Raw genomic sequence first — 13,028 nt, forward strand, 5'->3', positions numbered from 1 at the left:
CGCTTAGCCGAGCAGATGCTGGACGAGCCACGTGATACCGAGACCGCCTGCGAACAGCCATACGTAGAGGATCAGGCCTGTCGTCAGCGCACGGGGACCGGCGTCGCGGATCTGCGAGAGGCGTGTTTCGATGCCGAGCGCCGTCATGGCCATTGTCAGCGCGAAGGTGTCGAGCATGTTGATGGTGCTGGTGGCGGCTTCGGGCAGGATATGCAGCGAGTTCACGGCGACACAGGCGAGAAAGCCGAGTGCGAACCAAGGCACGGCGAGCTTGCGCGGCGCATGCGCGCCATCCTTCGCGGCGGCGCCGCGCGCCGAGCGGTTCACCCACATGCCGACGATCAGCAACACGGGCACCAGCAGCATCACGCGGGTCATCTTGACGATGGTCGCGATATGCGTCGCTTCCGGGCTCACGTTGCTGGCGGCGCCCACCACCTGCGCGACCTCATGAATCGTGCCGCCGAAGAACAGGCCCACGCCCGTGGTGTCCAGATGCAGGATGCCGGCGCGCAGCAGCGCGGGGTACAGGAACATCGACAGCGTGCCGAACAGCACCACGCTGCCGACGGCCATCGCGCTCTTGTGCGGCTTCGACTGCAAGGTGGATTCGAAGGCGAGCACGGCGGCCGCGCCGCAGATCGCGCTGCCCGCTGCCGTGAGCAGCGCGCTGTCGCGGTCGAGCTTCATCAGCTTCATGCCCGCCCAGGTGCCGATCACGAGCGTGCTGACCACGATCAGCAGGGATTCGGCGAGACCCGGCAGGCCGACTTGCGCGATTTCCTGAATGCTCACGCGCAGCCCGAAGAACGCGACGGCGATGCGCAGCAGCTTGCGGGCCGAGAAATTGACGCCGGCGGCCCAGCTTTCGGGCATGCCGTCCTTCAGCGCGTTGCCGTAGATCATCCCGCCGACGATGCCGACGATCAGCGGGCTGATGCCCAGATTGGCTATCGACGGAATGGCGGCGATGCGGGTGACGGCGGCGGCGAACAGCGCGACGAACAGAATGCCGTTGATCTGGCCGCGCGTCGATGACGCGGTGGAAACGGCATGTGTGTGAGCGGTGGGAGCAGTGGACATGGGCTACAACCTCTTTGCCGAAGGTTGGTTGACTCGATGGCCTAATCCTAATTTAGATATATCGATATGAGAAATCGTGATTTGGGATGAAATATATCGGCGGATCTGATACTTTACTTCCATGACCCCAGATCAGCTTATAACGTTCGCCGCCGTCGCCGAGCACCGCAATATCAGCCGTGCCGCGCTCGCATTGCATCTGTCGCAACCCGCCGTGTCCGGCCAGTTGCGGCAATTGCAGGACGAGTTCGGCGAGCCGCTGTATTTACGCGAAGGCCGCGGCGTGCGCCTAACGCCCGCCGGCGAGCAACTGGCCAGCTATGCCGCGCGGCTGCGCGACACGTTCCGCCAGGCGTATGCGTATCGCGACGCGCTGCGCGGCATGGAGCAGGGCACGCTGCGTATCGGCGCGAGCACCACGCCCGCCAGCTATCTGCTGCCGTATCTGATCGCCGCCTTCCAGCGCCGCCATCCCGACGTCACCGTGCATACGGACGACGGCAACACGGCCGATATCGTCGGTGCGCTGGCGTCGTTCGATATCGCGCTGGTCGAAGGGCAGGTCGGCGGGGATTTGCCGCCGGATACCGCCGTGCATCCGTGGCACGAGGACGAGATCGTCGCAATCATGCCGCGCTCGCATCCGCTCGCGGCGGCGGGCGTGTCCGCCGTCACGCTCGTGGAACTGAGCGAGCACGCGCTCGTGCTGCGGGAAGAAGGCTCCGGCGTGCGGCAGCTGATCGAGCGCGCTTTCGCGCGCTCGGGCGTGCCGATGCGCGTCGCACTCGCCATCGCAGGCGTCGAAGGGGTGAAGGAGGCGGTGCGCGCCGGGATGGGCGTCGGCTTCGTGTCGGCGATGTCGATGCGTCACGAGAACGAGGCGTTGTGCCGCCTGCCGCTCGGCCCCGAGCCGCTGACGCGGCGGTTTTCGATCGTCGTGCCGCACGCGAGCGCGCCGTCGCGCCTCGTCGGACGCTTTCTCGACCTGTGCCTGAGCGGTGACACGCGGCCAGCCACCAGCGCGTCCGGCCCTTAGGGGATAACCACTATGGCGTGAGGCGCCGACGCGCGGCAGTATTCGCAGCAAGCGCCAGGGCGCTTTTTTGATACCTGTCTTTGGAACCGATTCCAAAGATCGTTTTTCAGCAATAAAGCAAGGTGGAAGGCATGCCGGAAGTAGTGATCGTCGCGAGTGCGTTTGGGGCCGATGCGATCCGCAAGGACGGTCATCACGCGTGGCTGAAGACGGCGGCGCAAGCCGGCGCAGCCGGTTTCGAAGTGCGGCGCGAGCTGTTTGCGCTGGAGGCGGAAGCGTCGGTGGAGGCGCTGTCGGCGCTCGGCAAGTCGATTGCGGCGAAAGGCCTGTGGTCGGTGTACTCGACGCCCGCCGAGCTCTACGCACACGATGGCGCGCTCGACGAAGCCACGCTGCGCGAGGCGCTGATCGAAGCGACGGCGCTCGGTGCGCGCTTCGTCAAGCTGCAGCTGGGCGGTTTCGCGGGACGCGCGCACGGCGATGCGATCGCCACCTGCACGAAGGGTGTCGCGGCGCGGCTGGTGGTCGAGAACGGGCAACTGGAGCGCGGCGGCTCGCTCGCGCAGTTCGACGGGCTCTTTAACGCGCTGGCGAAGGAAGGCCACCACAAGCGCATCGGCATGACCTTCGACATCGGCAACTGGCAGTGGCCGGGTGTCGATCCCGTCGAGGCCGCGCGCAAGCTCGCGGACCACGTGGAGTACATCCACTGCAAGGCGGTCGCGGGTGAAGGCGCGCGCCGTTTCGCCGTCGCGCCTGCCGCCGGCGATCCCGTTTTCGCCGCCGTGCTGCCGCTTCTGCCGCGCAACGTGCCGCGCGGCATCGAATTCCCGTTCGACGCGACGCGCATCGCCGAGGACGCGTCGCACCACGTCGCGCAGCTCGCGTCCATGTAAGACGGCACGAACGCGCAGCGAATCATCAGGAGAAGCCATGCATCCGACACTCGATGTCATTACCTACGGCGAAGCGATGGCGATGTTCGTCGCGGCCGAAACGGGCGCGCTCGCGGGCGTCGGCCAGTTCACGAAGCGCATCGCGGGCGCCGATCTCAACGTGGCGATCGGCCTGTCGCGGCTCGGCTTCAAGGTGGGCTACCTGAGCCGAGTCGGTGCCGATTCGTTCGGCCAGTACGTGCGGGACACGCTCACGAAGGAAGGCATCGACGCGAGCCGCGTGACGACCGACGCGCGCTATCCGACCGGCTTCCAGCTGAAATCGAAGAACGACGACGGCAGCGATCCCGCTGTCGAGTATTTCCGCAAGGGCTCGGCGGCCAGCCACCTGTCTCTCGACGACTACGTGCCCGGCTACGTGCTGCCCGCGCGCCATCTGCATCTGACGGGCGTGGCGCCCGCAATCTCGGCGAGTTCGCGTGAACTCGCGTTCCATCTGGCGCGCGAAATGCGGCAGGCGGGCAAGACGATCTCGTTCGACCCGAATCTGCGCCCGACGCTGTGGCCGTCGCGCGAAGCGATGGCGGCCGCGCTGAACGAACTCGCGACCTTCGCCGACTGGGTGCTGCCCGGCATCGGTGAGGGCGAGATTCTGACGGGCTATACGAAAGCGGAAGACATCGCGCAGTTTTACCTGGACCGCGGCGCGAAAGGCGTCGTCGTCAAGCTCGGCGCGCAGGGCGCGTATTACCGGACAGCGGCCGGTTCGGGCGTCGTCGAGGCGCAGCGCGTCGAGAAAGTGGTCGATACCGTCGGCGCGGGCGATGGCTTCGCCGTCGGCGTGGTGAGCGCATTGCTCGAAGGCCGCACGCTGCCGCAGGCAGTGGCGCGCGGCAATCGCATCGGCGCGCTCGCGATCCAGGTGATCGGCGATTCGGAAGGCCTGCCGACACGCCTCGAACTCGATGCACTCGAAAGCGCCGACACGCTCGCCGCATAACGTTTCACGATCCAGCAGCACGACACGACAACAAGATGCCCAGCCGCGCGCACGCTCCGACGAGCAAACCGCGGCTCAACGGCACGCCAACCGACCGCCTCAGCAAGACACAGGAGACATTCATGTCATCATCACTCGCGATTCGACGTTGGTGGACGATCATGCCGATCGTTTTCATCACCTATAGCCTCGCTTATCTCGACCGCGCGAACTACGGTTTCGCCGCCGCCGCCGGCATCAATCAGGATCTGGGCATCAGCAAGGGGCTGTCGTCGCTGATCGGCGCGCTGTTCTTCCTCGGCTACTTTTTCTTCCAGATTCCCGGTGCGATCTACGCGGAGCGCAGAAGCGTCAAGAAGCTCGTGTTCTGGAGCCTGGTGTTGTGGGGCGGCTGCGCGGCGCTGACGGGCGTGGTCAGCAACATTCCGTCGCTGATGGTGATCCGCTTCGTGCTTGGCGTCGTCGAGGCAGCCGTGATGCCTGCCATGCTGATCTTCATCAGCAACTGGTTCACGAAGCGCGAGCGTTCGCGTGCCAACACGTTCCTGATTCTCGGCAACCCGGTGACGGTGCTGTGGATGTCGGTCGTGTCGGGCTATCTGGTGCATTCGTTCGGCTGGCGCCATATGTTCATCGCGGAAGGCGTGCCGGCGATCCTCTGGGCGGTCTGCTGGTGGTTCATCGTGAAGGACAAGCCCGAGCAGGTGAAATGGCTGTCGGATGCGGACAAGAAACAGCTCGCCGATACGCTGCGCGCCGAGCAGGCCGCGATCAAGCCGATGCGCAACTACGGCGAAGCATTCCGCTCGCCCGCCGTCATCAAGCTGTGCGCGCAGTACTTCTGCTGGAGCATCGGCGTGTACGGCTTCGTGCTGTGGCTGCCGTCCATTCTGAAAAACAGTTCGTCGCTCGGCATGGTCGAGACGGGCTGGCTCTCGGCGCTGCCGTATCTGGCCGCGACGATCGCGATGCTCGCGGCGTCGTGGGCGTCGGATAAACTCAACAACCGGCGCGCGTTCGTGTGGCCGTTCCTGCTGATCGGCGCGGCGGCCTTCGCGGGTTCCTATGCGCTCGGCTCGACGCACTTCTGGATGTCGTATGCGCTGCTGGTGATCGCGGGCGCCGCGATGTACGCGCCGTACGGCCCGTTCTTCGCGATCGTGCCGGAACTGCTGCCGAAGAACGTCGCAGGCGGCGCGATGGCGCTGATCAACAGCATGGGCGCGCTCGGCTCGTTCGTCGGCTCGTATGTGGTCGGCTACCTGAACGGCGCGACGGGCTCGCCCTCGGCGTCGTACGTGTTCATGAGCGTCGCGCTGATCGCCGCCGTGATATTGACGCTTGCCGTCAAGCCGCAGCCGATGCAGACTCCGAAACTCGCCACCCCGTTGCAAGGAAAGTAATCCGATGAAGCGAAGGATCGTCGCCTACAAGCCGCTGCCGGACGATGTGCTGTCCTATCTCCGGCAGCATGCCGATGTCGTGCAGGCGGACGCCGCGCAGCACGACGCGTTCGTCGCCGCGCTGAAGGACGCCGACGGCGCGATCGGTGCGAGCGTGAAGATCACGCCGGCGATGCTCGACGGCGCCGCGAAGCTCAAGGCGCTGTCGACGATCTCCGTCGGCTACGACAACTTCGACGTCCCCGACCTGACGAAGCGCGGCATCGTGCTCGCGCACACGCCTGACGTGCTGACGGAGTCGACGGCGGACACGGTGTTCTCGCTGATCCTCGCGAGCGCGCGGCGCGTCGTCGAACTGGCCGACTGGGTGAAGGCGGGCGAGTGGAAGGCGAGCATCGGCCCCGCACTGTACGGCGTCGACGTGCAGGGCAAGACGCTCGGTATCGTCGGTCTTGGGCGGATCGGCGGCGCGGTGGCGCGGCGGGCGGCGCTCGGCTTCAACATGAAGGTGCTGTACACGAACCGCAGCGCGAATACGGAAGCCGAACAGCGCTACGGCGCGCGTCGCGTCGAACTCGACGAACTGCTCGCGGCGTCCGACTTCGTCTGCCTGCAAGTTCCATTGACGCCGGAAACGCGTCACCTGATCGGCGCGAACGAACTGCGCAAGATGAAGCGCAGCGCGATCCTGATCAACGCGTCGCGCGGCCAGACAGTCGACGAAAATGCGCTGATCGAAGCCTTGAAGGCGGGCACGATCCACGGCGCGGGCCTGGACGTATTCGACCGCGAACCCGTCGATCCCAACTCGCCCCTGCTGACCATGAAGAACGTGGTTGCGCTGCCGCACATCGGCTCGGCGACGCACGAGACGCGTCACGCCATGGCGCGCTGCGCGGCGGAAAACCTGGTCGGCGCGCTCGACGGCACGCTGAAGATCAACATCGTCAACCGCGACGTGCTGGCGCAATGAACACGCCGCCGTCAGGCGCACCGCGCCGCGCCACGATCAGCGACGTCGCCCGCGAGGCGGGCACGGGCAAGACCAGCATCTCGCGCTATCTGAACGGCGAATTGAGCGTGCTGTCGCCGCAACTGCGCGCGCGCATCGAAGCCGCCATCGAACGGCTCGACTACCAGCCGAACCAGATGGCGCGCGGCCTCAAGCGCGGGCGCAATCGCCTGATCGGCATGCTGGTCGCGGACCTGACGAACCCCTATTCCGTCGAAGTGCTACAAGGCGTCGAGGCTGCGTGCCACGCGCTCGGCTACATGCCGCTGATCTGCCACGCGGCGAACGAAGTCGACATGGAACGGCGCTTTCTGCAACTGCTGACCACGTATCGCGTGGAAGGCGTGATCGTCAATGCGCTCGGCGTCAGCGAAGAGACGCTGCGGCCCGTCGGCGAAGGCGGGATTCCGGCTGTGCTGGTGGACCGGTCGGTCGACGGGCTCGTGACCGACATGGTCGGCCTCGACAACCAGGGCGCAACGGCGCTCGCGACGCGGCATCTCGTCGAACGCGGTTTCGACCGGCTGTGGTTCGTCGTGCAACCGTTCGAACACATCAGCTCGCGGCGTCAGCGCGAAGCGGCGTTTCACCAGGCACTCGAACAATACCCGCAGGCGAGCGGTCGCACCGTCGTGCTCGAACTCGGCGACGCCGACGAACTCGCGCAGACCTTGAGCGCGCTCGATGCCGAACTGGATGCGGCGATCGCCGCGCACGAAGACCATGCGCGGGCGGGCGTCGCGCTGTTTGCGGCGAACGGGCCGGTCGCGCTGGCCCTCGCGCGGCATCTGAACCAGCGGCATGGTCCGGACTGGCAGAAGCGCGTCGCGCTGCTGTCCATCGACGACCCCGAATGGGCCGAGCTTGCCGGCATCACGACGATTCGCCAGCCGACCTACGATATCGGCTATCGCGCCGTCGAGTTTCTGCATCAGCGCATCGACGGCGAGCAGTCCAGCGCGCGCGATTGTCTGCTGCCGGGCGAACTGATCGAGCGCGCGTCGACGGCCCGCTGATCCCCGCGCAATCCCGGCCAATCCGCCGGCATTTGGGCATCGCGCTTACAATGCGCGGCGAGCTCCGTACTTTGCGCCTGTAGTGCGCCCGTCCCACGCCCATGTCCGATTTGCCCGTTTCTCCCGTTACGCTCGCCGTGCTCGCCGTCGCGACGATCCTCGTCGCGCTGCTTCCCATCTATCTGTACCGCCGCTGGCGCGCGCCGTTCGCGTTGAACCGGCGCGACGCGATTGCGGGCATCGCCGTGTTCGCGCTGTTCGCGATGGTGATCGAGCGCGCGCTCAACGACTATCTGCTGCGCGACAACCCGGCGACGAGTGAGTGGCTGTCGGACCCGCTCGCGTTCGTCGTCTATGGCGCGCTGGCCGCAGGCATCTGCGAGGAGGTGGGGCGTTTCATCGCGATGCGCTGGCTCGCGCGGCGCCAGACGGGCGGCGCGACGCACGGCGCAGCGAACGACGGCACCGCGCTTGCCTACGGTCTCGGCCATGGCGGCGCGGAAGCATGGCTCATCGGCGTGATGGTGCAGGCGCAATGGATTGCGTTCGGCGTGCTCGAAAATCGCGGCCAACTCGATACCTATCTCGGCAATATGCCGGCGGGACCGCTGATGCGCATCCATCTGCTGCTCGCGAGCCTATCGCCCGCCATGGCGGGCGTGTTCGTGCTCGAACGCGTGGCGGCGCTGGTGTTCCAGATCGGGCTGTCGGTGCTGATGTGGCGCGGCGTGCGCGCCGGCTGGCGTGCCATACTGCCCGTCGCGATCGTCGCGCATGCGTTGATCGACGTGCCGGCTGCGATGTCGCAGGCGGGGCTGCTGTCGCTCGTGACCGTCGATGCAATTTATGCCGTCGCGGCGGTCGCAGTGGCCGCCGCGCTGATCCGCTTGCACCGGCACGCATCGCGCGCGGCCTGATCGTCCGCGCAGATCCACAGATCAACAGTAAAGGGCCAGAGGCCAATCGACATGGAAGCCTATCAGTACGAATGCGCGAACGCGGAGATCGAAGAGCTCGCGCGCGTGATCAGCGATCTCTTTCCCGAGCAGACGCAGTTCATCGAGCGTGCCGGCGAGAACGGCGTGCCGCAGATCGTCGTGCATTGGGTCGCGATGCGTTTCGGCTCGACAGCGAAGCGCATGGAGCTGACGGTTGCCATCGCACCCGCTGCACTGGCGCGTTATCGCGCGATGCCGCCGCGTGCGCGGGGCCGCAGCTTCGCCATACTGCGCGCCTATGTGGAAGCGACGCTGGGCTCGCTCGAAGAAGAGTACGCGGAAGGCAAGACCATACCGCGCGAAGTGACCGTCGATCTCGGCGACGAGTTTGCGTAAGCCGTAAGCCGCGTACGGCAGGCTCAGTCGGCGAGCCGGTAGACCTTGGCGAAGCGCGCAGCCTGCACCACGCCGTAATCGCCGGGTGCGTATTGCATGATCCAGTCGCCTGCCGTGCCCTTGAGGACGTCGCCGCCTTGCGCCGAGCGCGCGAGCGAGAACGCCTCGTCCATCCGCTTCGCGAGCACGACGGCGGGGCGGTTGCGGTACGCGCCCGGTTCGCCATGTGCGAGCGCGGCGTCGGCGGGCAGGTACTTCGCGTCGAAGCGTTCGCGCGACACGACCCAGCGGTCGCCCGTCGAGCCCGTGATCAGCGCGTCGCCGGGCGCGTAGCGGTTCGGTCCTTCGAGGCTCATCAGTTCGCCGTCGCCCGCGGCGAATTGCACGGCAACGGTTTCGTCCTTGACGACGCGTTGCGCGGCGGGGTCGGTAAGCAGGTCGATGTTCTTGAGTTCGATCATGAGGCGAGATAACGCAGAGATTGACAGGGCCGCGTAACGGAGCCCAGCAAGAAAGCCTGACCCTGACAGGCGGCATGCAAACGGCATCGAAAACGCGGCGCAGGCGCGCATGATGCCAGATTCCGGCGGCACGTAATAAAAAAACGCCTGCCGCAGAGGGCAGGCGCTGTGCTAACCAATGCGGTACCGCTTACGGCTTGACGGTCGCGTCCGAAGCCGGCGCGGCCGGCTTGCGCGACCGGTTGTGATGCGGGCGGCCTTCGGGCGACTGGCGGCGGAAGGTCGTGTCGGCCAGTTTCTTCTGCTCCGGCGAGAAGCTGTTGTACAGCGGCTCGAACGCGTCGACGAGCTTCTTCGTGCCGTCGGCATGTGCCTGCGTGATTTCGGCGTATTGCTTCATGTCGTCGAGCGCCGACACGTTTGCATTTGCGCGGCGTGCCTCGAACAGCTTGCCCATCGCTTCGCCATTGCTGCGCATGACGTCGGCGAATGTGTTCCACTGCGCTTCCTGCGCCGACGTGATCTTCAGTTGCGTGTGCAGATACTTGATGCGCTCTTCGACACGCTGCTCGTGGCCAGCCTTGCCCGCGCCCTGCGAAGCGGCCGACATGGCCGGCGCGGACGCGCCAGCGGGCGCTGCTGTTTGCGCGAAGGCAGCGCTCATGGTGAGCGCGGAAGCGAGAATGGCGAGAGTTTTTTTCATTGAGACTCCTGTTGTCTATTGGTATGAGACCAAAGCTGGACGATGTGTCGACGTCGACATCTATCATGCCGTGCGTTATTAGTATCACGATATCGCAGCATTGCGTCTCGATTGCGACAACTGCTTACAACCGAAACGATCGGAAATAGCCGGTGGATAAATTCGTCAGCATGGAAGTCTTCGTTGCCGTCGTCGAAGCGGGCAGCCTCACAGCCGCCGCCGAGCGCTTCGATCTGTCGTCGGCGATGGTCGGCAAGCATATCCGCTCGCTCGAAACGCAGCTCTCGACGCGACTTCTGACGCGCACGACGCGCCGTCAAAGCCTCACCGAGATCGGCCGCCAGTATTACGAGCAGTGCCGGCGCATTCTCGCCGACGTGAAGGCCGCGGAGTCGCTCGCCGAAGCGATGACTTCCGCGCCGCGCGGCACACTGAAGGTGACGGTGCCGCTGACTTACGGCGTCGAAGTGTTTTCGCCTGCGATGACCGACTACCTCAATCAGTACCCCGAGGTCAGTCTCGAACTCGACCTGTCGAACCGTGTCTTCGATCTGGTCGAAGAGGGTTTCGATGCCGCCGTGCGGATTGGCCGTCTGCCCGATTCGAGTCTCGTCGCAAGGCCGCTGAAACCTTACCGGATGCGCGCGTGTGCGTCGCCCGCCTATCTGCAGCGCATGGGCACGCCGAAGACGCCGGCCGATCTTCTGCATCACGAATGCCTCGGCTTTCTGCATTGGGGCCGCGAAGGTTTATGGCGCCTCGACGGCGATGCCGAAAGCGACTACCAGTTGCGCCCGGGGCGGTTTCGCGCGAACAACGGTCAGGCGCTGAAGATGGCGGCGCTGCGCGGCTTCGGTCTGGTCTTGCAGCCCGAAGCGCTGCTCGCGAACGAGATCGGCCAGGGCACGCTCGTATCGGTGCTCGAAGACTATCTGCCCGATGGCGCGCCCGTGCATCTGATCTATCCGCGCGACCGGCAACCTACACCCAAGCTGACCAGCTTCATCGACTTCGTGATCGAACGCTTCGGCGCGTGATGTCCTTGACACGCGCGCCGCTTGCGCGATATGTGCAGCGCGCATGTATTCGCGCAAGCGTGCGCAAGGCGCATAATCCGCGTCATCGGCTCGCCGTGCGCGGCGAGCGTCCTCTCTCAACCTTGACCTTGAATCGATGAGACCACCGCGCCTCGATCAGCTCGACGAACTCGACCGTAACCTCGTCGCGCTGCTGCAAGCCAATGCGCGCGAAAGCGTCGCGAATCTCGCGCGACAACTGGGTGTTGCGCGCACGACAGTGATTGCGCGGATTGCGCGGCTCGAAAAGACCAATGTGATCGCCGGCTATAGCGTGCGGCTCGGACAGGATGTGCTCGACGCGAGCATGCATGCGTATGTCGGCATCATCATCGCGCCGAAGTACGGTGCGGACGTGCTGAAGAAACTGAACCGCATGCCGGAGGTGCAGCTGCTGTGCGCGGTGAGCGGCGAGTTCGATTACGTCGCGTGGCTGCGCGCCGATTCGCCCGAGCGCCTGAACGATCTGCTCGATCAGATCGGCGGTCTGGCGGGTGTCGAACGCACGACGACCTCGATTATCCTGTCGCGCAAGATCGATCGCGGCATGAGCAGTCCGTGAGCGTGCCGGCGTCTGTATTGCGGTTCACGTTTACGCGGTTTTGATATGTTTTCGACGATTCGACGAAACGCTTCGTCATTTCGTCGAAAATCATGGTCATTGCGCAGCACTTTGCGCCTATAAACCGACTCGCCTTCTCCATAAACTCTTGGGTAGAGGTTCGCTGCGGCGCGCCGACATCAACCAGAGATAACAAAGGAGAAGCGCATGAAAGTTGCCATCGTTGGCGCAGGTCTGATCGGTCATACCATTGCGCACATGCTGCGTGAGACGGGCGACTACGAAGTGCTCGCGCTGGACCGCGATCAACACGCGCTCGACAAACTGGCCGCGCAAGGCATCCCGACGCGCCGCGTCGATTCCGCCGACGCCGCCGCGCTGCGCGCCGAAATCCAGGGCTTCGACGCGCTCGTCAATGCGCTGCCTTACTACCTCGCGGTGAGCGTGGCGTCGGCGGCGAAGGGTGCGGGCGTGCATTACTTCGATCTGACGGAAGACGTGCGCGCGACGCACGCCATCCGCGCGATCGCCGACGGCGCCGACCATGCCTTCATGCCGCAATGCGGTCTGGCGCCGGGCTTCATCGGCATTGCCGCGCATGAACTGGCCAACCGCTTCACCGAAATCCGCGACGTGAAGATGCGCGTGGGCGCGCTGCCCGAGTTTCCGACCAACGCGCTGAAGTACAACCTGACCTGGAGCGTCGACGGTCTCATCAACGAATACTGCCAGCCCTGCGAAGCAATCCGCGACAGCCGCACGCAATGGGTGCAGCCGCTCGAAGGACTTGAGCACTTTTCGCTCGACGGCATCGAGTACGAGGCGTTCAACACGTCGGGCGGGCTGGGCACGCTGTGCGAGACGCTGTCGGGCCGTGTCGAGACGCTCGATTACAAGTCGGTGCGCTATCCGGGTCATCGCGACCTGATGCAGTTCCTGCTCGAAGACCTGCGTATGGCCACGGATCGCGACACGCTGAAGACGATCATGCGCCGCTCGGTGCCGGCAACGGCTCAGGACGTGGTGCTCGTGTTCATCACCGTGACGGGTGTGCGCGACGGACAACTGGTGCAGGAAGTGTTCACGCGCAAGATTTTCGCGAAGACGGTCTGCGGCGTGCCGATGAGCGCGATCCAGATCACCACGGCGGGCGCGATGTGCGCGGTGCTCGATCTGTTCCGTGAGAAGAAGCTGCCGCAAAGCGGCTTCGTGCGTCAGGAGCAGGTGGCGCTGCGCGATTTCCTCGCGAATCGTTTTGGCCAGCTGTACGAAGGCCGCGCACTCGACGCAATGGCGACTGTCTGACGTCAGGAAGAGCACCAGCCGGACCGAGGGCCAGTTTGAGAGTGAGGCTTCAGAGAGAGCCGTTTTGTGTATCAGGCAATAACATAGCGGGCGTTCATCCTCGACGGGTGACGCCCGCTTTGCCGTTTACCGCGGCGCGTG

The 13,028-nt window shown here is 65.2% G+C and carries 14 protein-coding genes; 11 read left to right on the forward strand and 3 right to left on the reverse strand.

Annotated elements, in window-relative coordinates; genetic code table 11:
• Positions 1-3: 3 nt before the first annotated feature.
• Positions 4-1,083, reverse strand: a complete 1,080-nt coding sequence (locus C2L66_RS06965; protein ID WP_060601155.1) for a YeiH family protein — start codon at positions 1,081-1,083, stop codon at positions 4-6.
• A gap of 121 nt (positions 1,084-1,204) precedes the next feature.
• Here C2L66_RS06965 and C2L66_RS06970 point away from each other — a divergent pair, with 121 nt between their 5' ends.
• From C2L66_RS06970 to C2L66_RS07005, 8 genes are all read left to right on the forward strand, one after another.
• The gene (locus C2L66_RS06970; protein WP_060601151.1) at positions 1,205-2,119 is read left to right on the forward strand and encodes a LysR family transcriptional regulator; all 915 of its coding nucleotides are present in this window, start codon (positions 1,205-1,207) and stop codon (positions 2,117-2,119) included.
• Between the two features lie 131 nt (positions 2,120-2,250).
• Positions 2,251-3,015: a sugar phosphate isomerase/epimerase family protein gene (locus C2L66_RS06975; RefSeq protein WP_060602698.1), complete on the forward strand. Its 765-nt coding sequence runs from the start codon at positions 2,251-2,253 to the stop codon at positions 3,013-3,015.
• A gap of 37 nt (positions 3,016-3,052) precedes the next feature.
• The gene (locus tag C2L66_RS06980) at positions 3,053-4,015 is read left to right on the forward strand and encodes a sugar kinase (RefSeq protein ID WP_060601149.1); all 963 of its coding nucleotides are present in this window, start codon (positions 3,053-3,055) and stop codon (positions 4,013-4,015) included.
• Positions 4,016-4,137: 122 nt separating this feature from the next.
• Entirely contained in the window at positions 4,138-5,418 is a 1,281-nt protein-coding gene (locus tag C2L66_RS06985) for an MFS transporter (RefSeq protein WP_054934552.1), read from the forward strand.
• Between the two features lie 4 nt (positions 5,419-5,422).
• Positions 5,423-6,391 carry a 2-hydroxyacid dehydrogenase gene (locus tag C2L66_RS06990; RefSeq protein WP_060601146.1) on the forward strand — a complete coding sequence of 323 codons (969 nt, stop codon included), beginning with the start codon at positions 5,423-5,425 and terminating at the stop codon, positions 6,389-6,391.
• Entirely contained in the window at positions 6,388-7,446 is a 1,059-nt protein-coding gene (locus C2L66_RS06995) for a LacI family DNA-binding transcriptional regulator (protein WP_054934547.1), read from the forward strand. The genes C2L66_RS06990 and C2L66_RS06995 overlap by 4 nt, the downstream gene beginning before the upstream one ends.
• Before the next feature lie 101 nt (positions 7,447-7,547).
• Positions 7,548-8,363 (forward strand): YhfC family intramembrane metalloprotease, encoded by an 816-nt coding sequence (locus C2L66_RS07000; protein WP_060601141.1) that lies wholly within the window; start codon positions 7,548-7,550, stop codon positions 8,361-8,363.
• Positions 8,364-8,414: 51 nt separating this feature from the next.
• On the forward strand, positions 8,415-8,780 hold the full coding sequence (locus C2L66_RS07005; RefSeq protein WP_035990988.1) for a DUF3022 domain-containing protein: 366 nt from the start codon (positions 8,415-8,417) through the stop codon (positions 8,778-8,780).
• Positions 8,781-8,803: 23 nt separating this feature from the next.
• Here the strand turns inward: C2L66_RS07005 and C2L66_RS07010 are convergent, their stop codons facing one another.
• Both C2L66_RS07010 and C2L66_RS07015 read right to left on the reverse strand, forming a co-directional pair.
• A complete protein-coding gene (locus C2L66_RS07010; RefSeq protein ID WP_054934549.1) occupies positions 8,804-9,241 on the reverse strand; it encodes a PGDYG domain-containing protein in 438 nt (145 codons plus the stop codon).
• A 190-nt stretch (positions 9,242-9,431) separates the two neighbouring features.
• Complete coding sequence (locus C2L66_RS07015; protein ID WP_060601139.1) at positions 9,432-9,944, reverse strand: Spy/CpxP family protein refolding chaperone; 513 nt, start codon at positions 9,942-9,944, stop codon at positions 9,432-9,434.
• Between the two features lie 152 nt (positions 9,945-10,096).
• Here C2L66_RS07015 and C2L66_RS07020 point away from each other — a divergent pair, with 152 nt between their 5' ends.
• The 3 genes from C2L66_RS07020 to C2L66_RS07030 all read left to right on the forward strand — a co-directional run bounded on the left by C2L66_RS07020 (position 10,097) and on the right by C2L66_RS07030 (position 12,887).
• Positions 10,097-10,981, forward strand: a complete 885-nt coding sequence (locus tag C2L66_RS07020; RefSeq protein ID WP_054934550.1) for a LysR family transcriptional regulator — start codon at positions 10,097-10,099, stop codon at positions 10,979-10,981.
• A 136-nt stretch (positions 10,982-11,117) separates the two neighbouring features.
• On the forward strand, positions 11,118-11,582 hold the full coding sequence (locus C2L66_RS07025) for an Lrp/AsnC family transcriptional regulator (protein WP_035990996.1): 465 nt from the start codon (positions 11,118-11,120) through the stop codon (positions 11,580-11,582).
• 207 nt (positions 11,583-11,789) lie between these two features.
• Positions 11,790-12,887: a saccharopine dehydrogenase family protein gene (locus C2L66_RS07030; RefSeq protein WP_035990998.1), complete on the forward strand. Its 1,098-nt coding sequence runs from the start codon at positions 11,790-11,792 to the stop codon at positions 12,885-12,887.
• The last annotated feature ends 141 nt before the right edge of the window (positions 12,888-13,028 follow it).

Source organism: Paraburkholderia caribensis, from assembly GCF_002902945.1.
In the GTDB taxonomy this organism is placed as follows: Bacteria; Pseudomonadota; Gammaproteobacteria; order Burkholderiales; family Burkholderiaceae; genus Paraburkholderia; species Paraburkholderia caribensis.